Genomic DNA, 22,065 nt, shown 5'->3' on the forward strand with positions numbered 1-22,065 from the left:
CTGACCTGGGAGGTCTATCGCGACACCCTGATCGAACAGGCCGAACAGGGCGTCGACTATTTCCCTGACCTGGGAGGTCTATCGCGACACCCTGATCGAACAGGCCGAACAGGGCGTCGACTATTTCACCATCCACGCCGGCGTCCGCCTGCCCTTCGTGCCSMTGACSGCCARACGCGTCACCGGCATCGTCTCACGCGGCGGCTCCATCATGGCGAAATGGTGCCTGTCGCATCACCGCGAGAGCTTCCTCTACGAGCATTTCGAGGACATCTGCGACATCATGCGGGCCTATGACGTCTCGTTCAGCCTCGGCGACGGCCTGCGCCCCGGCTCCATCGCCGACGCCAATGACGAGGCCCAGTTCGCCGAGCTGCGCACCCTCGGCGAACTGACCAAGATCGCCTGGGCCAGGGGCTGCCAGGTCATGATCGAGGGCCCCGGCCATGTGCCGATGCACAAGATCAAGGCCAATATGGATGAGCAGCTGAAGCACTGCCACGAGGCGCCCTTCTACACGCTCGGGCCCCTGACCACCGACATCGCCCCCGGCTACGACCACATCACCAGCGCCAGGCCCAAGGAGCACCTCGGCCTGCCCGACCGTCAGGACGTCAAGGACGGCGTCATCACCTACAAGATCGCCGCCCACGCCGCCGACCTGGCCAAGGGCCACCCGGCCGCGAGGCTGCACGACGACGCCCTCAGCCGCGCCCGGTTCGAGTTCCGCTGGGAAGACCAGTTCAACCTCGGCCTCGACCCCGAGACGGCCCGCAAATACCACGACGCCACCCTCCCGAAAGAGGCCCACAAGACCGCCCATTTCTGCAGCATGTGCGGCCCGAAATTCTGCTCGATGAAGATCAGCCAGGACATCCGGCGGGATGCGGCGGCGCAGAACGACGCGGGCGGCTCGCTGGCCGAGGCGGAGGCCGGGATGGCGGAGATGAGCGCGAAATTCAGGGCCGGCGGCGGGGTGGTGGAGGTGAAGGTGTGAGGCCCGCCTTACTCTGTGGTTTTGTGATCCAAAAGGGTGCCGGCAACGTGGTCCTCATTTCTGGCCGCAGCCAAATGTCTTCCCAACCTTCAGTTATTCGGTTGAGATGAAGCAGACCGCCGCCCCTTGGACGTTGGGCTTTGAAGGTTGCGGACCGAGGAGCGGTAATGAACGGCGATAAGCTAAACCAGATCGCGAAAACCCTTAAAGGCAAGGGTGAGGCTCCGGTCGTTTCCACCCGCCAATTTCTCTGGTGGTTCGGTGCTCAGCGTCGAGGATATGTCGTCGTTTGGAAGATTCGGAAGGCGTTGAAAGATGCGGGATTGGTTACGGTCCCGGATTTTGAGTCAGCCTATATAGATGCGCTCATCTCCTTCGAACTACACGATTACAATAAGAAGAAGCCCATCGATGCCGCCGCCACCGAGCTTCCGCCAGCCGAGCCTTCGGGGGCGGTTTCAGCAGAGAACGAACTGGTCCGCCAAGACCCGACCTATCGCGTCAGCAAGCTCGCTGCGGCTAACCAAGGGGTTATAAGCGTCAAGCCAGACTCGACTATTGAGCAAGTCGTGACCGTTATGCTCGAACGTGATTTCTCCCAAATCCCGGTTATGACTAGCGAACGCGAAGTTAAGGGTATAATTTCGTGGGGCTCGATAGGTGCCAAAATTGCTTTATCTACCAAAGCGCCGTTTGCTCGCGACTACATGGAGAAGGCCTACGAGGTTCGGCACTCTGATTCCATGTTTGATGTTATACAGACTATAGTTGCTCGAGACTGCGTGCTTGTCCGCTCTGAAGAGAACCGTATTTCTGGCATCATCACAGCTAGTGATTTAAGCGTTCAGTTTCGGCAACTATCGGAACCATTTCTACTGCTTAGTGAGATCGAGAATCTCCTACGTATAATGATCGATCGCCGTTTTGACGTTGAAGAGCTCCGCGGATGTGTCGATGAAGAGGACGCAGAGCGACAAGTGATCGGTGTCGCGGATCTAACCTTCGGAGAATATATTCGCCTCTTAGAGAACCCAGAGCGGTGGGCGAAATTTGGAATTGCAATCGACAGAACGATATTCTGCAAGGGCCTTGATGACGTCCGCCGGATAAGAAACGACGTTATGCATTTCGACCCTGACGGGGTGCCACCGTCTGATTTGGAGCGCCTTCGCGACTACACAAGATTTCTTAGCCGGCTCCAGCTTCTAGTCGGGTAAGTACGCCTCAACCTCGACCACATCATAGCCTTCGCCTATGAGCCAGACGGTGGGCGGCACCAACTAGGTGCCGCCCACCCGCTCCTTATTCCCTATCGGGGAATAAGAATCGGCCACGCCCTAAGACCGAAGTCCTTGGCGTAGAGCACGTCCCCAGTCGACCGGCACTTCCGCGAAGCGCGGAAGATGTACCGGTAACCGGGGGGCGCCGGAGGGAGCTTGCGCGCCATCCTGTGCCCTCCCGGGGCGCTGTGAACCTTGAATTTACCGCCGTCGTGGCATAAGAAGAACTTGCGACAGACCTTCTTTGGTGCATCCAAGGCTTCCTTACCGGCGAGCCCCGTTGTGCCCGATAAGGAAATGGATCAGCCCGGGTGTCCGCCCGGGCTTTTCTAATTCTACGGCATGGCCATGGCCCTCACGATGGCGGCGATCTTCTCGGCCTCGGCGGTCGTAAGGTCGAACGGCATGCCGTGGATGCGGACAACCACATCGGGACGGATGGGGATCGGGAATACGTTCGTCGGAGAGACGTGGGTCGTGTCGAAACGCGGCACCGGGTCCTGAACCTTGGTCTGAACATGCGCCTTCGGCGGAGAAGGCTTCTTGCCTCCCTCTGATTTCGGCTTCTTGCTGGAACCACCAGGCTTGAAGGCGGCCGGATTGTCCAGATAGGCCACAAAGTCATTAATCGAGGCATTCACCCGGCTCCGATAAACGGTCAGGCTATCCGGCGTGTAGTTCTTGCCCTCAAGGTTCACGAACCGCGTCATGACCTGGTCGAGGTTCAGGGCGGTCACGTCCCCGGTCTCTTCCGGATCAAGGACACCAAGCATCTTCGACACCGCAGCGCGGCGCCCCCCGACCGTGTTCCGGGGCATCAGGCCTTTAGAGCCGAGGTATTCCAAGAAACTCAGCAGGGCGGAAAGAGAGCGATCAGACATGGGAATTCTCCGTCATGCTCACATTATGCATGAACGAGATCGTCTTGTCAATCCAATAAACATAAACAGGCTTCGCCGTATGGGGCGGAATCACCACTCCCCCGCCATCCCCCTCAACGCCTCCTCGAACACCCCCGCCGGCTGCCCGCCCGAGATCAGTCCCTTCCCCTCCACCACCACGGCGGGCACCCCGTTGATCCCGCGCGAGACCCACAGCGCCTCCGCCGCCCGCACCTCACCGGTCCCTTGTCATCCCGGAAGCCGCGCAGCGGCTATCCGGGACGGCACAGCATCCACCCCCCGCCCGCCCGGAAGGCGCACCGCGCCTGTCCGGGCGACAGGTCAGGGCCGCGCCGCATGGCTCCCGGCTCAGCCCTGACGGGCTGTCCGGGAGGGCGGACGGGGAAACCCCCGTCGTCCCGGCTCTGCGCCGCTGCGCGGCTGGGCCGGGATGACAAGGCAGGCGCTGGCCCGCCCCCGTCCAAATCTGACGTACCCCGGGTCTATCCTCCCTCCTGATCACAAGGGAGGACCCCATGCCCGACGGCGCCCCCGCCACATCCACCAACGGCCATCGCAGCGCGCCCGATGAGGTCTGGGCCCAGGTGCGCCAGGACTATCTGGCCGGGATTTCCGCCCCCGAATGCTGCCGGCGTCACGGAGTCGGGCTGACCGCGTTGCGCAAGCGGGCGGCCGGCGAGGGCTGGCGGCGGGCCGACCAGCCGTGGACGCCGCCGGTCCGGCTGGACCCGTGGGACGAGGGCGTGCTGCTGGAGGACCGGGTCGCCGGCGACCTCGACAAGGTCGAACTGCACGAACTCGAATGGATCGCCGACCGGCGGATGATGCGGGCCGTCCTGCGCGGCGACGCCGTCGAGGCCCTGCGCTGGCGCCGGGTACGCGCCGTGATCGAGTCCGACGCCCGGGAGCTGGCGCGGCGGATCCACGCCGACGAGGTCCTGCGCTGCGCCTTCGAGGAGAGCGGCCCCCCGCGCGAGGCGCACGATGTGAACGATGTGAACGGTGTGAACGATGTTTCCGGACCCGGCGCGTGAGCGCCGACTCAGCCCCCGGCGGCCATCTGTCTGAGGGCCTCCTCGAACACCCCCGCCGGCTGCCCGCCCGAGATCAGCCACTTCCCCTCCACCACCACGGCGGGCACGCCGGTGATCCCGCGCGAGACCCACAGCGCCTCCGCCGCCCGCACCTCGGCCGCATAGAGGTCGTCGGCCAGCACCTCGACCGCCTTGTCCCGGTCCAGCCCCGCCGCCGCCGCCGCTTCGGCGAGCACCACCGCGTCCGTCATCGTCCGGCCCTCGGTGAAATGGGCCGTGAACAGCGCCGCCTTCAGCGCCCTCTGTTCCGCCATCCCCACCGTCCCCGCCCAGTGCAGCAGCCGGTGGGCGTCGAAGGTGTTCCAGATGCGCCCAGCCGGCCCCATCCGCATCTCGAACCCCGGCCAGGCTTCCGCCGCCCGCTGGGTGATCATGGCCCGGTTGGCCGCCGACTGTTCGGGGGTCGAGCCGTATTTGCGGCCGATGTGGTCGACGATGTTCTCGCCCTCGGGCGGCATCTGCGGGTTCAGCTCGAACGGCTGGAAATGCACCTCCGCCTCGATCCCCTCGGCCTTCAGCGTCGCCAGCGCCGTCTCCAGCCCGCCCAGCCCCACCACGCACCAGGGGCAGACGATGTCGGAGACGAAGTCGATGTGGAGGGTCTTGGGCATGGGGCGGTCTCCGTGTCCGCCGCATATGGCCCTTCCCCCATTTCGGGGGAAGGTGGCAGGCGAAGCCTGACGGATGGGGGCTGTCGGCGGCGAACGCTGCTCGCTGACGGCGAACCGGACAGAACCGGACAGAGCCCCCATCCGAGCCGCTGCGCGGCCCACCTTCCCCCGAAATGGGGGAAGGACGACGACCTCCAATCCGCAAATCCGGCCTCATGACCGACCCTGTCCCGCCTTGCTCAAATACCGCTGATCGCCTACCCATTGAGGACCATCCCGGGGAGGATCCCATGTTCAAACGCGTCCTGGCTATCGCAACGCTCGCCCTGGCGCTCGCGGGCTGTGTGCCGGCCGGCGGCATTCCCGGCGCCGGCTTCCTCGGCACCTTCGGCCAGCCGGCGGGCGATCACCCCTCGCAGGTCGACGCCGTCATCACCCGGGTCGAGGCCGGCGCCGGCGCGGCCCAGGCCGCCGGCTGCAGCGCCGCCCCGACCGGCGTCTGCGGCGGCTGCACCGCCGTCTGCCCCGCCGGACAACCGGCCCGGTGCGCCACCGGCGTGACCCGCTACGCCGCCCCGGGGTCCGGCCGCGCCTCGACCTGCGTCCGGGAGGCCGTCTGCGCCTGCGGCTAGGCCACGTCGGCTCCACCCTCGCCGAACTCCGCGCCGCCTGCCCCGCGCCGCCTGCCCCCGGAGGCCTGTCCGCCCGCGCTTCGTGAACGCACGCCCGCCGCCGTTCGCGAACGGCCGCCTGCAAATCCCGCAATCCTGAGGACGGGGGCCCCGGCCCCGCCCCAGGGTCGGTCCATCGAAACGGCCCGGTCGTCGGGCCCCGTTCAAGGACCGCCCCATGCTCTTCCTCGCCGCCGCCCTGCTGCTCCTGACCACCCAGGCCGCCCCCGCCGACTCCAGCGTCGTCGTCACCTTCGAGACCGGGGCCCGCACCGGCTCGGTCATGGTCGCCCTCTATGACTCCGAGGCCGCGTACAACGGCGGCCCCGCCGTCGCCCGCCTGGCCGTCCCCGCCGACGGCCCCGTCGTCGCCCGCTTCGACCACCTGCCCGCCGGCGACTACGCCGTGAAGGCGTTCCACGACGTCAACGGCGACGGCCGGATGAACGCCAACCCCTTCGGCATCCCGATCGAGCCCTACGCCTTCTCCAACAACGCCGTGGGCAATATGGGCCCCGCCCGCTGGGCCGCCGCCCGCTTCCCCGTCTCGGGCCAAACCGCCCAGACGATCAGCATCCGCTAGGGGCCCCCTGATGCAAGCCTCCCGCCGGAACTTCCTCATGGGCGCCGCCGCCCTCTCCGCCGCCGTGGTGACGCCGGAAACGGTCCGCGCCATGGCCGCCATGCAGGCCTCGGCCGACTGGGCCCTGGCCACCGCCGACCTCGAGGCCGACGTCGCGCCGCGGGTCCTGCGCCTCGTCCACGGCCGCGCCCCGGCGGGCCTGACGGGGACGCTGTTCCGCAACGGCCCGGGCAAGTTCCGCCGCCCCGGCGGCTCGGCCACCCACTGGTTCGACGGCGACGGCCTGATGCGGGCCTTCCGCATCAACGACGGCCAGGTGACCCTCGACGCCCGCTTCGCCGACACCCCCAAGCGGCGCTGGGAGAGCGAGATCGGGGCCGTGGTCTCGCCCGGCTTCGGCACCGCCGGCGACGCCCGCGCCCGGGTCGGCTCCAACGACGACGTCAACGCCGCCAACACCGCCGTCATGCTGGCCGGCGACGAGGTCTGGGCCCTATGGGAAGGCGGCTCGCCCCTGGCCATGTCCGCCGCTGACCTGTCGACCCGGCGCTTCGTCAGCCTGCGCGACGACCTCAAGGGCATGCCCTTCCAGGCCCACCCGCGCTACGACCCCGACGGCACGATCTGGAACATCGGCCTGAACGGCGACAAGGCCATCGTCTGGCGCCTCAACGCCGACCGCAGCCTTAACACGGCCCAGCTGATCGACCTGCCGCGCGCCAGCTTCATGCATGACTTCACCGCCACGGCCCGCCACCTGATCCTGGTGCTCCAGCCCTGGGTCTTCGACCACCGCGGCATGCCCTACGCCAGCCAGTTCGCCTGGAAGCCCGAGCTGGGCACCCAGATCCTCGTCGTCGACAAGGCCGACCTGTCGCGCCGCCGCCTCTTCGACCTGCCCGCCTTCAGCTATTTCCATCTCGGCGACGCCTGGGAGGATAGGTCCGGCACGATCCGCTTCGACGTCGCCGCCGGCAAGGACGTCGCCTTCGCCATCGACGGCGCCCGCGTCCTGGTCGAGCAGCGCGGCTCGGTCCCCGGCGAGCATGCGGTGCTCAAGCTGGTCACCCTCCACGCCGACGGCCGCGCCGAACTGGCTTCCTCGGGCGTCACCGCCGAGTTCCCGAAGAACGACCCGCGCCGCGCCGGCCTGCCCCGCCGCCTGACCGTCCACGTCGCCGGCGAGCGCCCCGACCGCCCCCTGCCCACCGGTCTGGCGACCTGGAACTGGGACAGCGGCGTATCCGACTACTTCAACTTCGGGGTCACCCAGATCGTCGAGGAGGCCGTCTTCGTCCCCCGCGGCCCGGACGAAACCGACGCCTGGCTGATCGCCCCGTCGATCAATCTGCGCGAGGGGGTCACCGAGCTGCACGCCTTCGACGCCGCCTGCGTCGCCGACGGCCCGGTCGCCACCTGGCGCGCCGACGTCGCCCTGCCGGCCGGCTTCCATGGCGTCTGGGCGGGGTAGGAAATGGCCTCAGGCAGCGCGAGGCGCGGCAGGCCAGGGAAGGAGCTCAGTACCAGCCGGCCTCGCGCAGGGCCCTGGCGTAGCGGCGGCTCACCGGCGCCTCGAGCCCGCCCTCGAGCGTCAGGGTGGCCCGGCCGTCGCGCCGGCTCACCCCGCGCACCGCGTCCTTCGCCACCCACCAGCTGCGGTGCGTCTGGGCGCCCTCCAGCCCCTCCAGCTCGGCCAGGGCGTCGGACAGCCGCATCAGGATCAGGTCCGAACCGCGGTCGGTATGGAGGCGCAGATAATGGTCCTCGGACTGGACCGCCCGGATGACCGCGCCCCTCAGCCTGAACGGCACCCGGTCGAGGAACCGCGCCGGCTTCGCCCCCGCCGCCGCCGCATGCGTCTGGACCGGCGTCCGCCCCAGAAAGACGTTCAGGGCGCTCAGCGTCCCGGTCACCACCAGCACCGGCCCGAGGAAGTCCGGCAGCCGCGCCAGCGTCACCGACCGGTCGTCGTCGAAGAACCAGCCCGTGACGGCCCAGACCATCACCGCCAGCGGCCCGGAGATGACCACCGTCAGGGCCGCCACCGCCAGCCATGGCCGCGCGTCGATGTCCACGCGCCGCTCGACCAGCCGCGAGCACAGATGCCCCCACAGGGCCCCCATCAGCATCACCGGCAGCCAGTATGTCAGCCGGAACCCCAGCGACACGTCGTGCATGCCGAAGGCCCCGGTCAGGGCCAGCAGCACGCCGCCGGCCAGGGCCACGGCGATCCCGCGCAACAGCCGCCTGTCGATGGCGATGCGCACGACATCCGGCCCGGTCTCGCTCGCGCTCATGCTGGACGGCCTCCTCCAGGCGTGGTCTGTGGATCCGCCCTTGAGACCACGAAACGGACCCGGAATGAAGCGCGCATCGCTGTTCGCCGCCGCCCTTGTGCTGGCCGCCGCCCCGGCCGCGGCGGCCGAGCTGACGCTGGCCCTGTCGACCCGCGCGTCCGGGGGGCGGATCGCCATCGCGGTCTACCGCGACGCCGACGCAATGCGCCGCGGCGAGGGCGCCGTGCGCACCGCCCTGATCCCCCGCACCGGCCGGGTGACGACGACCACGCTCGCCGGCCTGACGCCCGGCCGTTACGCCGTCGCCGCCTTCCATGACACCGACGGAAACGGCCGCCTCAGCACCTGGCCGATCGGCCTGCCGAAGGAGGCCTACGGCTTTTCCCGCAACGCCCGCGGCCGCTTCGGTCCGCCGGCCTTCGACGCCGCCGCCTTCGACCTGCCCGCCGCCGGCGCCCGCCAGGAGATCAGTCTTCGCTAGGCAGGCACACCGCCCGGAACCCCGCCGCCGCGAACCGCACCATATAGTCGCAGGCGCTCTCCAGATCGCCCGAGCGGCACAGGCCGCCCGACAGCCGGTCCAGCCTCCCCGTCTCGCCCAGGGTCAGGGTGAGGGCCCCGGACAGGTTGTGATAGGCCCAGTACAGATCGACCTCCCGCGCCTCGGGCATGATCTGTTTGATCAGCTCGATCAGCCGCCGGATCGCCGGATCGAAATAGCGGGCCATGGTCTCGCCGCCGAAGGTCGGGTTGGCGTTGGTCTGGGCCACCAGGGCGGAATAGTGCTTCCACCCGGGGCCGCCCTTCAGCGACCACTGGAACGGCGGGCGCAGGAAGGCCTCCAGCAGCCCCTCCAGCGTCATCCCGCCCGGCCCGGCCTCGCGGGCATAGCGGTTGACCGCATCGACCCGCTCGTTGTTCCAGACCTCGGCCCGGCGCAGGAAGACGGCGTCGAACAGCCCCCGCTTGGCCCCGAAATAATAGTGCACCAGCGCCGTATCGACCCCGGCCTCGCGCGCTACCTCCCGGATCGTGACCCCATAGAAGCCGTGCTTCGAGAACAGGTCCTCCGCCGCGTCCAGGATCAGGTCGCGAGTGTCGGCCGAACCGGCCGCCTTGGCTTTCGGGGGACGTCCGCGTCTGGCGGCCGGCGCATCGAGCTTGGTCATGAGCCAAGCTAGGCTGCATTCCCCCGGCTGTGCAACGGCGCCACAGGTCGGGACGCTGCTGACTTCGGGGAAGCTGCGCTGTTTGACAGGCGGCCGAAAACGATTACGTTCCGCGAAAATCATTGAACGCTGAATAAAAGCGTCTCGGGCTGGAAATCATTGGATTGGGGCTACACATGAATCGCTACGTAAAGACCGCCTTGCTTGCGGGGGCCGCCTGGAGCGCGCTCTCGACCTTCGCCGTGGCCCAGAATGTCGGACCGCAGGACCAGGCGTCCGCGCTGGACGACGTGGTCGTCACCGCCCGCCGCCGCGACGAACTGCTGAAGGACGTGCCGATTTCGGTTTCGGCCCTCGGCGAGGAGCGGCTGGAGCAGACCGGCGCTTCCGACATCACCGCCCTGCAGCAGCAGACGCCGAACGCGACCGTACAGGTCGCCCGCGGCTCCAACTCCACCCTGATCTCCTTCATCCGCGGCGTCGGCCAGCAGGATCCCCTGTGGGGCTTCGAGCCCGGCGTGGGCCTCTACGTCGACGACGTCTACGTCGCCCGCCCGCAGGGCGCCGTGCTGGACATCTACGACGTCCAGCGCATAGAGGTGCTGCGCGGTCCGCAAGGCTCACTCTACGGGCGCAACACGGTCGGCGGCGCGATCAAATACGTCACCAACCGCCTGTCGCATGACCCCGAACTGACGCTGCGCGGCGCCTACGGCAGCTATAACCAGGTCGACCTGATGGCCTCGGGCAGCCTGCCGCTGGCCGACACTTTCCGCGTCGGCGCCGCCATCGCCAGCTATCAGCGCGACGGCTACGGCGAGAACATCAACACCGGCGCCGAGCACTATAACAAGGACGTTCTGGCCGGCCGCCTGAGCGCCGAATGGGAACCCCGCGAGGAGATGTCGATCCGCCTGGCCTATGACCGGGTCCAGGACGACTCCAACCCCCGCCACGGCCACCGTCTGGTCGCCGGCGCCACCCCGGCCGGCGCGGTTCTGCCCAGCGTCTATGACACCAACGCCGGCCTCGGCGACGACAACTCGGTGATGAGCCAGGGCGCTTCCGCCACCGTCCAGATCGACCTGAACGACCACTGGACCTTCAAGTCGATCACGGCCTGGCGCGAAGGCGAAACCACGACGGTGATCGACTTCGACAACACCCCGGCGGCGACGCTGGACATCCCGGGCTTCTATGCCGACGATCAGCTGACGCAGGAGTTCCAGTTCCTGTTCGACTACGACCGGATCCAGGGCGTGGCCGGCTTCTTCTATCTGGATGGCCATGCGGAGGGCGCTTTCGACACCGTCCTGGGCAATGCGGGCTTCGTTATCGGCACCAACGGCCAGGTGAACACCGAGAGCTGGGCGGGCTTCGCCGACGTCAACCTCGACCTGACCGACCGCCTGCACCTTGGCCTTGGCCTCCGCTATACGCTGGACGACAAGGAGGGAACCGTGTTCCGCGCCAACTACGCCACGGCCACCCGCAGCCCGTTGCTCGGCGGCACGCCGCGCGCGCCGACCCTGCTCCGGACCAGCTACACCCGCTCCAAGGACTTCAGCCAGTTTACACCGCGCATCGCCCTGTCCTTCGATCTGACGGACGACATGACGACCTACGCCTCGTACTCACAGGGCTTCAAGTCGGGCGGTTTCGACATGCGGGGCGACGCGATCCTCACGCCCAACACCGTCAACGGCTATGATCCCGAAACGGTCAACTCCTATGAGATGGGCCTGAAGGGCGCGCTCGACCGCCTGACGTTCGCCGCCTCGATCTTCTACAACGAATACAAGGACCAGCAGGTCACCACCCAGGTTCCGGCTGTCGCCGGCATCGCCAGCTTCGTCGACAACGTCGGGTCCTCGACCTTCTACGGCGCCGAGTTCGAAGGCCAGCTGCGTATCCTCGACAGCCTGTCGGCCAACTTCGCGGTCGGCTATCTGAACTCCGATTTCGAGGAGTTCCTGCGCTACAACCTGACCACCCTGGCGTTCGAGGACATCTCGGATCAGGTCGTGCTGCAGAACGCCCCGGAGTGGACCGGCTACCTCGGCCTGACCTGGATCGGCGACGTGGCCGGCGGCAGCCTGGCGGTCACACCCTCGGTCAGCTACCGCGGCGACTCCAGCATGTTCGAGTTCCCGAACCCGATCCTCGATCAGCAGGCCTACACCCTGGTCGATCTGGCGATCGTCTGGACCGACCCGAGCGACCGCTACACCCTCGGCCTCTACGGCAAGAACCTGACCGACGAGGAGTACCGCGTCGGCGGCTACAACTTCCCGGGCGCGCTCTTCGACAACTCGATCATCGGCTACTACGGCCCGCCGCAGACGGTCACCGCCTCGCTGCAGGTCAAGTTCTGATCACCACGACTCCTGAAACCTGATCCATCTGATCATGGGCGGCGGTTCTCCTGAGCCGCCGCCCTTTTTCTTTGGCGCTGCTGAAAAGCGCCGCTACCGTTCGGCCCAACCAGAAGACCAAATCGAGGGAAACGCCATGACCGCCACGGACGCCGCCGCGCCCGCCGTTCGGCCCGGATATCGCTTCTACGTCCTGGCGATCCTGATCCTCGTCTATATGCTGAACTTCCTGGATCGGCAGATCATCGGCATCCTGGCGGCGCCGCTGAAAGCGGAGTTCGGCCTGTCCGACAGCCAGTTCGGCCTGCTGGGCGGGATCGCCTTCGCCTCGGTCTATTCGACCCTCGCCATTCCCCTGGCCTGGCTGGCCGACCGTTACAGCCGCGTCTGGATCATGACCGGCGCCCTGGCGGTGTGGAGCGGCTTCACCGCCCTGTGCGGCGTGGCCGGATCCTTCACCCAGCTGTTCCTGTTCCGCATGGGCGTTGGCGTCGGCGAGGCGGGGGGCGTGGCCCCGGCCTATTCCCTCGTCGCCGACTATTTCCCGCCGCATCAGCGGGCGCGGGCCCTGGCGGCCTTCGCCTTCGGCATTCCGCTGGGCACGGCGGCAGGGACGCTCGTCGGCGGCCTGCTGGCCGCGACCTACGGCTGGCGCACGGCCTTCATCGCCGTCGGCCTGCTCGGCGTGGTGCTGGCGCCGGTGCTTCTGTTCACGGTGCGCAATCCCACGCGCGGCGGAACCGACACGGCCAAGACCGAGGCCGAGCTGGCGGTCATCGCCGCCGCGCCGGTGGTCGGCTCCGGCCGGGCGGGCGCGATCGCGGCCCTGATCATGCTGGGCATCGGAGCCGGCGCCCTGACCCTCGCGGCCCTGATCCATTTCGCCGGCCTGGCCCTCGGCAATCCGCTGGTGTTCGCCTTCGGCGGGCTGCTGGCCATGGTGATCGGCATCTCCCTGACCATCGCGCGCCGCACCGCCTCGGCGGTCATTCCCAAGCCGAGCTTCTGGCTTCTGGCCCTGGGCGCGGCCTCGTCCTCGGTGTGCGGCTACGGCGTCGCCGGCTGGCTGCCGCTGTTCTTCATGCGCAGCTTCGGCCTGACCCTGTCTCAGACCAGCTGGTACTACGCCGGCATCGCCCTGATCGGCGGGACCCTGGGAATCTGGGCCGGCGGCGCCATCGCCGACAAGCTGTCGAAGCGCGGCAAGGGGGCCTATCCCCTGACCCCCGCCATCGCCTTCCTGATCTCGGCGCCCATGTTCATCCTGGCCATGAACTCGCCGTGGCTGATCGGCCTGGTGATCCCGGGCGGCGGCACCAACGCCCAGCAGCTGATCCTGGCCTTCCTGATCTTCATCATCCCGACCGGATTGAACCTGGCCTGGCTGGGGCCGATCACCGCCTCGATCCAGCACCTGGTTCCGGCGCCGATGCGCTCGACCGCCTCGGCCCTGTTCCTGCTGATCAACAATCTGCTCGGGATCGCCGTCGGCTTCTACTATTTCGGCTGGATGAGCGACCTGCTGGCGCCCCGCTTCGGCGAGGAGAGCCTGCGCTGGGCCATCTACACCGGCATGGGCTTCTATCTGCTGGCGGCGGTGCTGCTGATCGGCGCCTCGCGGACGCTGAAGAGGGACTGGGTCGACTAGAAGGTTCCAGGTTTTAGGTTCCAGGTTCCAGGGATCAGGTTTTGGCGCTGCGACCGCGGCGGAGCTCCGATCCTCCCTGGCCCCTATCCCCTGGAACCTGTTCCCTCGCCTGTTGCGCCTGCGAAGGCGCAGCCCCTATAAGCGCCGCAACTCCTCCCAGCAGTCCGGCGGCGCCTCCCCATGAACATTCACGAATACCAGGCCAAACAGGTCCTGAAGGGCTTCGGCGCACCGGTCGCGGCCGGCGTGGCCATCACCTCGGCCGACCAGGCCGAGGCCGCCGCGCGACAGCTGCCCGGCCCGCTCTATGTGGTGAAGTCGCAGATCCACGCGGGCGGCCGCGGCAAGGGCAGGTTCAAGGAACTGGGGCCCGACGCCAAGGGCGGCGTGCGCCTGGCCTTCTCGATCGAGGACGTGGTCAAGAATGCGAAAGAGATGCTGGGCAATACGCTCGTCACCGCCCAGACCGGCCCGGCCGGGAAACAGGTCAACCGCCTCTATATCGAGGACGGCGCCGACATCGACCGCGAACTGTACTGCTCCCTGCTGGTCGACCGCTCGACCGGGCGGGTGTCCTTCGTGGTCTCGACCGAGGGCGGCATGGACATCGAGGCGGTCGCCCACGACACGCCCGAGAAGATCCTCACCATCGACATCGATCCGGAAGCCGGCGTGACCCCTGCCAATGTCGCCGAGATCAACACCGCCTACGGCCTGACGGGCGCGGCGGCCGAGGACGGCAAGACCCTGTTCCCGATCCTCTACAAGGCCTTCGTCGACAAGGACATGGCCATGCTGGAGGTCAATCCGCTGATCGTCATGAAGGACGGCCGTCTGCGGGTGCTGGACGCCAAGGTCAGCTTTGACGGCAACGCCCTGTTCCGCCACGAGGACATGAAGGCGCTGCGCGACGAGACCGAGGAAGACGCCAAGGAGATCGAGGCCTCGAAGTGGGACCTCGCCTATATCTCGCTGGACGGCAACATCGGCTGCATGGTCAACGGCGCCGGCCTGGCCATGGCGACGATGGACATCATCAAGCTGTACGGGGCCGAGCCCGCCAACTTCTGCGACGTCGGCGGCGGCGCCGGCAAGGAGAAGGTCGCGGCGGCCTTCAAGATCATCACCGCCGACCCGGCCGTGAAGGGCATCCTGGTCAACATCTTCGGCGGCATCATGAAGTGCGACGTCATCGCCGAGGGCGTGGTCGCCGCGGTCAAGGAAGTGGGGCTGAAGGTGCCGCTGGTCGTCCGCCTCGAAGGCACCAACGCCGAGCTGGGCAAGAAAATCCTCAAGGAGTCGGGCCTCGACATCACCCCCGCCGACGACCTCGACGACGCCGCCCAGAAGATCGTCGCGGCGGTCGGCTGAAGCTTCGGCTTCGCCACCGACCGTCCCGCTGACCGAATAATCAGAGAATATCCATGTCCATCCTCGTCGACCGCAACACCAGGATCATCGTCCAGGGCCTGACCGGCAAGACCGGCGGCTTCCACACCGAACAGGCGCTGGCCTATCACGGCACCAGGATGGTCGGCGGCGTGCACCCGACCAAGGGCGGCCAGACCTGGACCGGCTCGGGCGGCGAGACCCTGCCGATCTACGCCTCGGTGGCCGAGGCGCGAGACGCCACCGGCGCCGACGCCTCGGTCATCTATGTCCCGCCGGCGGGCGCCGCCGACGCCATCATCGAGGCCATCGAGGCCGAGATCCCCTTCATCACCTTCACCCCCGCCGGCGGGCGCCGCCGACGCCATCATCGAGGCCATCGAGGCCGAGATCCCCTTCATCACCTGCATCACCGAGGGCATCCCGGTGCTGGACATGGTGCGGGTCAAGGCGCGGCTGGATCGGTCGAAGTCCCGCCTGCTTGGCCCCAACTGCCCCGGCATCCTGACCCCGGACGAGTGCAAGATCGGCATCATGCCGGGCTCGATCTTCAAGAAGGGCAACGTCGGCATCGTCTCGCGCTCGGGCACCCTGACCTATGAGGCGGTGTTCCAGACCACCAACGAGGGCCTCGGCCAGACCACGGCCGTCGGCATCGGCGGGGACCCGGTCAAGGGCACCGAATTCATCGACGTGCTGGAGCTGTTCCTGGCCGACGACGAGACGCAATCCATCGTCATGATCGGCGAGATCGGCGGCGGGGCCGAGGAGGACGCGGCCCAGTTCCTGATCGACGAGGCGAAGAAGGGCCGCAAGAAGCCGATGGTCGGCTTCATCGCCGGCCGCACCGCGCCCAAGGGCCGCACCATGGGCCACGCCGGGGCCGTCGTCTCGGGCGGCAAGGGCGACGCGGAGTCCAAGATCGCGGCCATGGAGGCGGCAGGCATCCGCGTCTCGCCGTCGCCCGCGCGTCTCGGCACGACGCTGGTGGAAGTCCTCAAGGGCTAGGCGCACCGCCTCCCTTCCCGACCGTGATCCTCGGGCTTGACCCGAGGATCACGGTCTGAGAGTGCAGCCCGACTTGTCCCGGCGCCGGGACAAGAGACGTACGAATTTCACCCGAATTAGGCGAATTTCGACCCTTTGGCCCCCATTCGGTCATGACCGATAAGGAAACAGCGCCTATATCAGCGGCGCCGGTTGTACGCAGGCGTGCGCGCACCGATCCAAGGGACGTGACGATACGATGGCGGACGATGCCGGTCGGCTGAACCAGGTCTTTGCCGAGACCAGCTTCCTGTATGGCTCGAACGCCTCGTTCATCGAGGACCTGCACGGGAAATGGGCCGCCGATCCGGCCTCGGTCTCGGCCGAGTGGCGCGCCTTCTTCGACCAGCTGCGCGACACCGCCGACACCGTGCGCGCCTCGGGCGCCGCGGGCGCGTGGGGCCGTTCGGCCGCTGATGAGCCGACCGAAGCCGCCGCTGTGTTCGACGGCCGCTGGCCCGCTCCGAAACCTGACCCGAAGAAGCCCGCCGCCGCCGCTGCTGCGCCCGCGGCGACGCCGGCCGTTTCCGCCGAGGCCGTCCGCGCCGCCGCCCATGACTCGATCCGCGCCCTGATGCTGATCCGCAGCTACCGCGTGCGCGGCCACCTGCAGGCGACGCTGGACCCGCTGGGCATAGAACAGGCCACCCACAACCCTGAACTGACCCCCGAATTCTACGGCTTCACCGAGGCCGACCTCGACCGACCCATCTATCTGGACGGCGTGCTGGGGCTGCAGACCGGCAGCATCCGCGAGGTGCTGGCCATCCTCAAGCGCACCTACTGCGGCCATATCGGCATCCAGTTCATGCACATCGCCGAGCCGGAGGAGAAATCCTGGCTGCAGGCGCGCTTCGAAGGCCCGGACAAGTTCGAGCAGAACGCCTTCACCAGGGAAGGCAAGCTGGCCATCCTCAACAAGCTGATCGAGGCCGAGGGCTTCGAACGCTTCCTGCACAAACGCTTCCCCGGCACCAAGCGGTTCGGTCTGGACGGCGGCGAGGCCATGGTCCCTTGCGGCCGCCTGAACACCCTGGCCGCCGTGATGGGCAAGCCCTATCGCGCCATCTTCCACGAGTTCCAGGGCGGCTCGACCGTGCCTTCGGACATCGAGGGCTCCGGCGACGTCAAATATCACATGGGCGCATCGTCGGACCGCGAGTTCGACGGCAACACCGTCCACCTGTCCCTGACCGCCAATCCGTCGCACCTCGAGATCGTCAATCCCGTGGTGCTGGGCAAGGCGCGGGCGAAACAGGCGTTCGACATCCGCGAGGCCAATGCCGCGCGGTCTGGGGACCCCGACGAGCAACTCGCGCTGGACCGCTCCAGGGTCATGCCCCTGCTGATCCACGGCGACGCGGCCTTCGCCGGCCAGGGCGTGGTGGCCGAATGCTTCGCCCTGATGGGGCTGAAGGGCTACCGCACCGGCGGGACGATGCATTTCGTCGTCAACAACCAGATCGGCTTCACGACGAGCCCGCGCAACTCGCGCAGTTCGCCCTATCCGTCCGACGTGGCCCTGATGGTCCAGGCGCCGATCTTCCACGTCAACGGCGACGATCCGGAAGCCGTGGTCTTCGCCGCCAAGGTGGCGACCGAGTTCCGGCAGAAATTCCACAAGGACGTGGTGGTGGACATGTTCTGCTACCGCCGCTTCGGCCACAACGAGGGCGACGATCCGACCTTCACCCAGCCGCTGATGTATTCGAAGATCCGCGCCCTGCCCTCGACGCGCGAGATCTACGCCGAGCGCCTGATCAAGGAAGGCGTCATCAGCCAGGCCGATGTCGACGCCGAGGTCGCTCGCTTCGAGGCCTTCCTCGACGCCGAGTTCGAGGCCGGCAAGGCGTTCGAGGCCAAGAAGGCCGACTGGATGGACGGCCAGTGGCAGGGCATCGGCCTGCCCGAGGGCGACGAGCGCCGCGGCGAGACCTCGGTCCCGGCGGCGAAACTGGCCGATCTCGGACACCGGCTGACGGCCATCCCCAACGACGTCGACATGCACAAGACGCTGAAACGCGTCATGGACGGCCGGCGCGAGATGATCACCTCGGGCCAGAACATCGACTGGGCCACGGCCGAGAGCCTGGCCTTCGGCTCGCTGCTGGACGAGGGCTTCCCCGTCCGCCTGTCGGGCCAGGATTCGGTGCGCGGCACCTTCTCCCAGCGCCACTCGGGCATCGTGGACCAGACCACCGAGGCCCGCTACGTTCCGCTCAACAACCTGCGCGAGGGCCAGGCCGAGTTCGAGGTCATCGATTCGGCCCTGTCGGAGGAAGCCGTCCTCGGCTTCGAATACGGCTACGCCCTGACCGACCCGAACACCCTCGTCATGTGGGAAGCCCAGTTCGGCGACTTCGTGAACGGGGCCCAGGTGGTGATCGACCAGTTCATCACCTCGGGCGAACGCAAATGGCTGCGCATGTGCGGCCTGACGATGCTGCTGCCGCACGGCTACGAGGGCCAGGGGCCCGAGCACTCCTCGGCCCGTCTCGAACGCTTCCTGCAGCAGTGCGCCGAGGACAATATCCAGGTCGCCAACTGCTCGACCCCGGCCAACTATTTCCACATCCTGCGCCGCCAGATGCACCGGCCCTTCCGCAAGCCGCTGATCATCATGACGCCCAAGAGCCTGCTGCGGCACAAGAAGGCGGTCTCGACCCTCGCCGACATGGCCGAGGGATCAAGCTTCCATCGCGTGCTGCACGACGACGCCCAGACGCGGCCCGAGGTCGCGGGGATCAAAATCAAGGCCGACAAGGACATCCGTCGCGTCGTCCTGTGCTCGGGCAAGGTCTATTACGACCTGCTGGAGCGGCGCGAACGCGACCAGATCGACGACGTCTATCTGATGCGGCTGGAGCAATTCTATCCGTGGCCGATGAAGTCCCTGCTGACCGAACTGGGCCGCTTCCCCAACGCCGAGCTGGTCTGGTGCCAGGAAGAGCCCAAGAACATGGGCGGCTGGACCTTCGTCGATCCATGGATCGAACTGACGCTGGAGAAGCTGTCCGTGAAGTCGAAGCGCGCGCGCTATGTGGGCCGCCCGGCCTCGGCCTCGACCGCCGCCGGATTGATGAGCCGGCACCTGAAAGAACTCGACGCCTTCCTGACCGACGCCTTCGCCTGATCCCGTCCCGGACAACGGCTGGGCCGTTTCCGGGATGACAAACGAACGAACCTGAGAGAGCCCGTCCCATGGCCGACATCCTGACCCCCGCCCTCGGCGAATCCGTCACCGAAGCCACSATCGGCAAGTGGACGAAGAAGGCCGGCGACGCCGTGAAGAAGGACGAGGTCCTGGTCGAGCTGGAAACCGACAAGGTCTCGCTGGAAGTCGTCTCGCCCGCCGACGGCGTTCTGTCCGAGATCAAGGCCCCCGACGGCGACGGGCCGACATCCTGACCCCCGCCCTCGGCGAATCCGTCACCGAAGCCACCATCGGCAAGTGGACGAAGAAGGCCGGCGACGCCGTGAAGAAGGACGAGGTCCTGGTCGAGCTGGAAACCGACAAGGTGTCGCTGGAAGTCGTSTCGCCCGCCGACGGCGTYCTGTCCGAGATCAAGGCSCCCGACGGCGAGACCGTGACCCCCGGCGCCGTCCTSGGCGTSGTSACCGARGGCGCCGCCGCCGCGCCGTCCGCCGAAGCSCCSAAGGCCGAGGCGAAAGCTGCTCCGGCGCCGAAGGCTGAGGCCGCTCCGGCCCCCGCCGCCGCGGCACCTGCCCCCGCGCCCGCCGCCGCCTCGGGCGGCTCGGTCGCCATCATGACCCCGACCATGGGCGAGAGCGTCGCCGAGGGCACGATGGGAACCTGGCTGAAGAAGGCCGGCGATGTCGTCGCCAAGGACGAAATGCTGGTCGAGATCGAGACCGACAAGGTCGCGGTCGAGGTGTCGGCTCCCGCCGCCGGGGTCCTGACCATCGCCGCCGAGGCCGGTTCGACGGTCACGCCCGGCCAGCAGATCGGTTCGATCGCCGCCTCCGGTGAAGGCGCGGCGCCCGCCGCAGCCGCGCCGGCTCCGGCCGCCGCCAGCCCGGCCAGGGCCGCAGGCGGGGACGCCCCGCACCTGTCGCCCGCCGTCCAGCGCGTGGTCACCGAGAACAACCTTGATCCGAAGGCGCTGGCCGCCACCGGGCCCAAGGGCAACATCACCAAGGCGGACGCCATCGCGGCCATTGGCGCCGCCGCTCCGGCTCCGGCCGCCGCGGCTCCAGCAGCCCCCGCCGCGCCGCGCGCCGACCAGCCGCGCGAGGAGCGGGTCAAGATGACCCGGCTGCGCCAGACCATCGCGCGCCGCCTCAAGGAATCGCAGAACACCGCCGCCCAGCTGACCACCTTCAACGAGGTGGACATGACCAACGTCATGGCCCTGCGGACGCAGTACAAGGAGGTGTTCGAGAAGCGCCACGGCGTGAAGCTGGGCTTCATGTCCTTCTTCACCAAGGCAGTGGTCGCCGCCCTGAAGGAGATTCCGGCGGTCAACGCCGAGATCGACGGCACGGACATCATCTACAAGAACCACTATGACATCGGCGTCGCCGTCGGCACCGAGAAGGGGCTGGTCGTGCCGGTCCTGCGCGACGCGGATGCGCTGTCGCTGGCGGGCATCGAGAAGGGCATCGCGGCCCTCGGCAAGGCGGCCCGCGACGGCGCCCTGACCCTCGATCAACTGCAGGGCGGCACCTTCACCATCACCAACGGCGGCACCTACGGCTCGCTGATGTCGACGCCGATCCTGAACGCGCCGCAGTCGGGCATCCTGGGCATGCACAACATCGTCCAGCGCCCCATGGCGGTGAACGGCGAGGTAGTGATCCGGCCGATGATGTACCTGGCCCTGAGCTACGATCACCGCATCGTCGACGGCAAGGAGGCCGTGACCTTCCTCGTCCGGGTCAAGGAACTGCTGGAAGACCCGGCCCGGGCGCTGCTGGACCTGTGATGGGCGGCTGGGGGGCGCCGCTTCGGCCGGGCGTCGGCGCGGCCCCGCCGCCCTTTGCTCGGTGGTTGGTGATCCTGTGGCTCGCGGCGAGCGTCCTTGGCCTGTTGTTCCTTGGCGGCAGCCTTGTCTGGCTCGGCTGGTTCGACCGGCCGGTCTCGCAGCCTCCATTCGATCTGCCGCTCCCGTGGCTGCCGATCCTTGATGTCCCCATACTCGTTGCGATCGGCGGATACGGAGTGGCCGCGGTCGCTTGCTGGCGCCGCCGCCCGGCGCTTCAGCCCTGGCTGATCGGCGCTGCGGGCCATTTCGTCTTCTTGCTCGCCGGCGCCCTGGTCTCGGGCGGGATCGACCCGGCGGCGATGATCTCGTTTGACGTCCTAGTCGACTGGGTCCGGTTTTTCCTGCCGGGCATGCTCATCCTGACCCTGGACCGGGCGCTGCTTGAGGCCCTGCCACAGCCGTTCCGCTCGGCCTGAAGTCCCGCAGGGGCAGTCGGGCGAGCAATCGTCCGGTTCGTGACTACCTGAGACGCATGACGATGATCGAGATCGCCCGGTTCGCCGACGTCTACGAAGCCGAGATCGCTGCGTCGCGCCTGCGGGCCGACGGCTATGACGCCGTGCTGGGCGGAGCCGAGCATGTGAAGGTCAATCCGCTGGTCCTCCAGGCCCTGGGCGGCGTGAACCTGTCGGTGCCGAATGCTCAGGCGATCGCCGCGCGGACGCTGCTTGAAAGCCTTCGGGGCGGCGCCGAGCGGCTTGAGGACGCGGACCCCGTCACCGCCGATCCCGTGCGCAAGGCAGGTCCGCTGGCGCTCCTCGCGGCGATCGGACCTGGATTTCTGGTCGGCTCGTGAACGGCTACGTCCAGATTTGACGCATGCGCATGCTGTGATGGCTGAAAACCCCGCAGGGTCTGGTCTTTGACAACTGAGTTCGGCGTGGTCGCGCGAGACCCCGGGTGGACGGAGTGGACTCTTCGGACGCTTCGGACGGTGTTTTTCAGGGGACGGATGAGACTCATGAGACTCATGAGACTCATGAGACTGCGTTTTCC

Annotated in this window: 18 protein-coding genes and 3 pseudogenes; 16 read left to right on the forward strand and 5 right to left on the reverse strand. The window is 67.7% G+C overall.

Going from position 1 to position 22,065, the window contains the following annotated elements; all coding sequences use genetic code 11:
* Window positions 1-64: 64 nt before the first annotated feature.
* Window positions 65-997: pseudogene (locus tag ASD25_RS10620) on the forward strand (phosphomethylpyrimidine synthase ThiC); the annotation flags it as partial.
* A 167-nt stretch (window positions 998-1,164) separates the two neighbouring features.
* The gene (locus ASD25_RS10625) at window positions 1,165-2,214 is read left to right on the forward strand and encodes an HPP family protein (protein WP_056617238.1); all 1,050 of its coding nucleotides are present in this window, start codon (window positions 1,165-1,167) and stop codon (window positions 2,212-2,214) included.
* A 398-nt stretch (window positions 2,215-2,612) separates the two neighbouring features.
* On the opposite strand, the gene ASD25_RS10630 is transcribed toward ASD25_RS10625, so the two are convergent.
* A complete protein-coding gene (locus tag ASD25_RS10630; protein ID WP_056617243.1) occupies window positions 2,613-3,158 on the reverse strand; it encodes a hypothetical protein in 546 nt (181 codons plus the stop codon).
* Between the two features lie 90 nt (window positions 3,159-3,248).
* The gene (locus ASD25_RS33145; protein WP_327019538.1) at window positions 3,249-3,392 is read right to left on the reverse strand and encodes a hypothetical protein; all 144 of its coding nucleotides are present in this window, start codon (window positions 3,390-3,392) and stop codon (window positions 3,249-3,251) included.
* A gap of 302 nt (window positions 3,393-3,694) precedes the next feature.
* Between ASD25_RS33145 and ASD25_RS10635 the strand changes: the two genes are divergently transcribed.
* Window positions 3,695-4,213 (forward strand): hypothetical protein, encoded by a 519-nt coding sequence (locus ASD25_RS10635; RefSeq protein ID WP_055827530.1) that lies wholly within the window; start codon window positions 3,695-3,697, stop codon window positions 4,211-4,213.
* An 8-nt stretch (window positions 4,214-4,221) separates the two neighbouring features.
* Here the strand turns inward: ASD25_RS10635 and ASD25_RS10640 are convergent, their stop codons facing one another.
* Window positions 4,222-4,884, reverse strand: a complete 663-nt coding sequence (locus ASD25_RS10640; protein ID WP_055827527.1) for a DsbA family oxidoreductase — start codon at window positions 4,882-4,884, stop codon at window positions 4,222-4,224.
* 290 nt (window positions 4,885-5,174) lie between these two features.
* Here ASD25_RS10640 and ASD25_RS10645 point away from each other — a divergent pair, with 290 nt between their 5' ends.
* The 3 genes from ASD25_RS10645 to ASD25_RS10655 all read left to right on the forward strand — a co-directional run bounded on the left by ASD25_RS10645 (window position 5,175) and on the right by ASD25_RS10655 (window position 7,609).
* Window positions 5,175-5,516, forward strand: a complete 342-nt coding sequence (locus tag ASD25_RS10645; RefSeq protein ID WP_055827524.1) for a hypothetical protein — start codon at window positions 5,175-5,177, stop codon at window positions 5,514-5,516.
* A gap of 217 nt (window positions 5,517-5,733) precedes the next feature.
* A complete protein-coding gene (locus tag ASD25_RS32940) occupies window positions 5,734-6,138 on the forward strand; it encodes a DUF2141 domain-containing protein (RefSeq protein ID WP_055827521.1) in 405 nt (134 codons plus the stop codon).
* Window positions 6,139-6,148: 10 nt separating this feature from the next.
* Complete coding sequence (locus tag ASD25_RS10655) at window positions 6,149-7,609, forward strand: carotenoid oxygenase family protein (protein WP_055827518.1); 1,461 nt, start codon at window positions 6,149-6,151, stop codon at window positions 7,607-7,609.
* Window positions 7,610-7,655: 46 nt separating this feature from the next.
* On the opposite strand, the gene ASD25_RS10660 is transcribed toward ASD25_RS10655, so the two are convergent.
* Window positions 7,656-8,435 carry a LytTR family DNA-binding domain-containing protein gene (locus tag ASD25_RS10660; protein WP_055827514.1) on the reverse strand — a complete coding sequence of 260 codons (780 nt, stop codon included), beginning with the start codon at window positions 8,433-8,435 and terminating at the stop codon, window positions 7,656-7,658.
* A gap of 64 nt (window positions 8,436-8,499) precedes the next feature.
* Between ASD25_RS10660 and ASD25_RS10665 the strand changes: the two genes are divergently transcribed.
* Window positions 8,500-8,916 (forward strand): DUF2141 domain-containing protein, encoded by a 417-nt coding sequence (locus ASD25_RS10665; RefSeq protein WP_055827512.1) that lies wholly within the window; start codon window positions 8,500-8,502, stop codon window positions 8,914-8,916.
* Here the strand turns inward: ASD25_RS10665 and ASD25_RS10670 are convergent.
* On the reverse strand, window positions 8,903-9,604 hold the full coding sequence (locus tag ASD25_RS10670; protein ID WP_055827509.1) for a TetR/AcrR family transcriptional regulator: 702 nt from the start codon (window positions 9,602-9,604) through the stop codon (window positions 8,903-8,905). The genes ASD25_RS10665 and ASD25_RS10670 overlap by 14 nt on opposite strands.
* A 176-nt stretch (window positions 9,605-9,780) precedes the next feature.
* Here ASD25_RS10670 and ASD25_RS10675 point away from each other — a divergent pair, with 176 nt between their 5' ends.
* The 9 genes and pseudogenes from ASD25_RS10675 (at window position 9,781) to ASD25_RS10710 (ending at window position 21,865) form a co-directional block, all read left to right on the forward strand.
* Window positions 9,781-11,979, forward strand: a complete 2,199-nt coding sequence (locus ASD25_RS10675; RefSeq protein WP_055827506.1) for a TonB-dependent receptor — start codon at window positions 9,781-9,783, stop codon at window positions 11,977-11,979.
* A gap of 136 nt (window positions 11,980-12,115) precedes the next feature.
* The gene (locus ASD25_RS10680) at window positions 12,116-13,627 is read left to right on the forward strand and encodes an MFS transporter (protein ID WP_055827503.1); all 1,512 of its coding nucleotides are present in this window, start codon (window positions 12,116-12,118) and stop codon (window positions 13,625-13,627) included.
* Between the two features lie 180 nt (window positions 13,628-13,807).
* Window positions 13,808-14,998: an ADP-forming succinate--CoA ligase subunit beta gene (gene sucC / locus ASD25_RS10685; protein ID WP_055827500.1), complete on the forward strand. Its 1,191-nt coding sequence runs from the start codon at window positions 13,808-13,810 to the stop codon at window positions 14,996-14,998.
* Between the two features lie 53 nt (window positions 14,999-15,051).
* Window positions 15,052-16,024, forward strand: a pseudogene (gene sucD, locus ASD25_RS10690) (succinate--CoA ligase subunit alpha).
* Window positions 16,025-16,262: 238 nt separating this feature from the next.
* Complete coding sequence (locus ASD25_RS10695; protein WP_056617245.1) at window positions 16,263-19,196, forward strand: 2-oxoglutarate dehydrogenase E1 component; 2,934 nt, start codon at window positions 16,263-16,265, stop codon at window positions 19,194-19,196.
* 68 nt (window positions 19,197-19,264) lie between these two features.
* Window positions 19,265-19,443: pseudogene (locus ASD25_RS29325) on the forward strand (biotin/lipoyl-containing protein); the annotation flags it as partial.
* Window positions 19,444-19,506: 63 nt separating this feature from the next.
* On the forward strand, window positions 19,507-21,009 hold the full coding sequence (gene odhB / locus ASD25_RS10700; RefSeq protein WP_235562706.1) for a 2-oxoglutarate dehydrogenase complex dihydrolipoyllysine-residue succinyltransferase: 1,503 nt from the start codon (window positions 19,507-19,509) through the stop codon (window positions 21,007-21,009).
* A gap of 68 nt (window positions 21,010-21,077) precedes the next feature.
* On the forward strand, window positions 21,078-21,485 hold the full coding sequence (locus ASD25_RS10705; protein ID WP_156376890.1) for a hypothetical protein: 408 nt from the start codon (window positions 21,078-21,080) through the stop codon (window positions 21,483-21,485).
* A 56-nt stretch (window positions 21,486-21,541) separates the two neighbouring features.
* Window positions 21,542-21,865 carry a hypothetical protein gene (locus tag ASD25_RS10710; RefSeq protein WP_055827485.1) on the forward strand — a complete coding sequence of 108 codons (324 nt, stop codon included), beginning with the start codon at window positions 21,542-21,544 and terminating at the stop codon, window positions 21,863-21,865.
* The last annotated feature ends 200 nt before the right edge of the window (window positions 21,866-22,065 follow it).

The sequence above is a fragment of the Brevundimonas sp. Root1423 genome, from assembly GCF_001426805.1.

Excerpts from the sequence above, each read along its gene's own strand:
- ASD25_RS10655 (WP_055827518.1), top strand. The coding sequence starts at position 6,149 with ATGCAAGCCTCCCGCCGGAACTTCCTCATGGGCGCCGCCGCCCTCTCC.
- ASD25_RS10645 (WP_055827524.1), top strand. The coding sequence starts at position 5,175 with ATGTTCAAACGCGTCCTGGCTATCGCAACGCTCGCCCTGGCGCTCGCG.
- ASD25_RS10635 (WP_055827530.1), top strand. The coding sequence starts at position 3,695 with ATGCCCGACGGCGCCCCCGCCACATCCACCAACGGCCATCGCAGCGCG.
- ASD25_RS10665 (WP_055827512.1), top strand. The coding sequence starts at position 8,500 with ATGAAGCGCGCATCGCTGTTCGCCGCCGCCCTTGTGCTGGCCGCCGCC.
- ASD25_RS10675 (WP_055827506.1), top strand. The coding sequence starts at position 9,781 with ATGAATCGCTACGTAAAGACCGCCTTGCTTGCGGGGGCCGCCTGGAGC.
- ASD25_RS10670 (WP_055827509.1), bottom strand. The coding sequence starts at position 9,604 with ATGACCAAGCTCGATGCGCCGGCCGCCAGACGCGGACGTCCCCCGAAA.
- ASD25_RS10625 (WP_056617238.1), top strand. The coding sequence starts at position 1,165 with ATGAACGGCGATAAGCTAAACCAGATCGCGAAAACCCTTAAAGGCAAG.
- ASD25_RS10695 (WP_056617245.1), top strand. The coding sequence starts at position 16,263 with ATGGCGGACGATGCCGGTCGGCTGAACCAGGTCTTTGCCGAGACCAGC.
- ASD25_RS10640 (WP_055827527.1), bottom strand. The coding sequence starts at position 4,884 with ATGCCCAAGACCCTCCACATCGACTTCGTCTCCGACATCGTCTGCCCC.
- sucC (WP_055827500.1), top strand. The coding sequence starts at position 13,808 with ATGAACATTCACGAATACCAGGCCAAACAGGTCCTGAAGGGCTTCGGC.
- ASD25_RS32940 (WP_055827521.1), top strand. The coding sequence starts at position 5,734 with ATGCTCTTCCTCGCCGCCGCCCTGCTGCTCCTGACCACCCAGGCCGCC.
- ASD25_RS10660 (WP_055827514.1), bottom strand. The coding sequence starts at position 8,435 with ATGAGCGCGAGCGAGACCGGGCCGGATGTCGTGCGCATCGCCATCGAC.
- ASD25_RS10710 (WP_055827485.1), top strand. The coding sequence starts at position 21,542 with ATGACGATGATCGAGATCGCCCGGTTCGCCGACGTCTACGAAGCCGAG.
- ASD25_RS10630 (WP_056617243.1), bottom strand. The coding sequence starts at position 3,158 with ATGTCTGATCGCTCTCTTTCCGCCCTGCTGAGTTTCTTGGAATACCTC.
- ASD25_RS10680 (WP_055827503.1), top strand. The coding sequence starts at position 12,116 with ATGACCGCCACGGACGCCGCCGCGCCCGCCGTTCGGCCCGGATATCGC.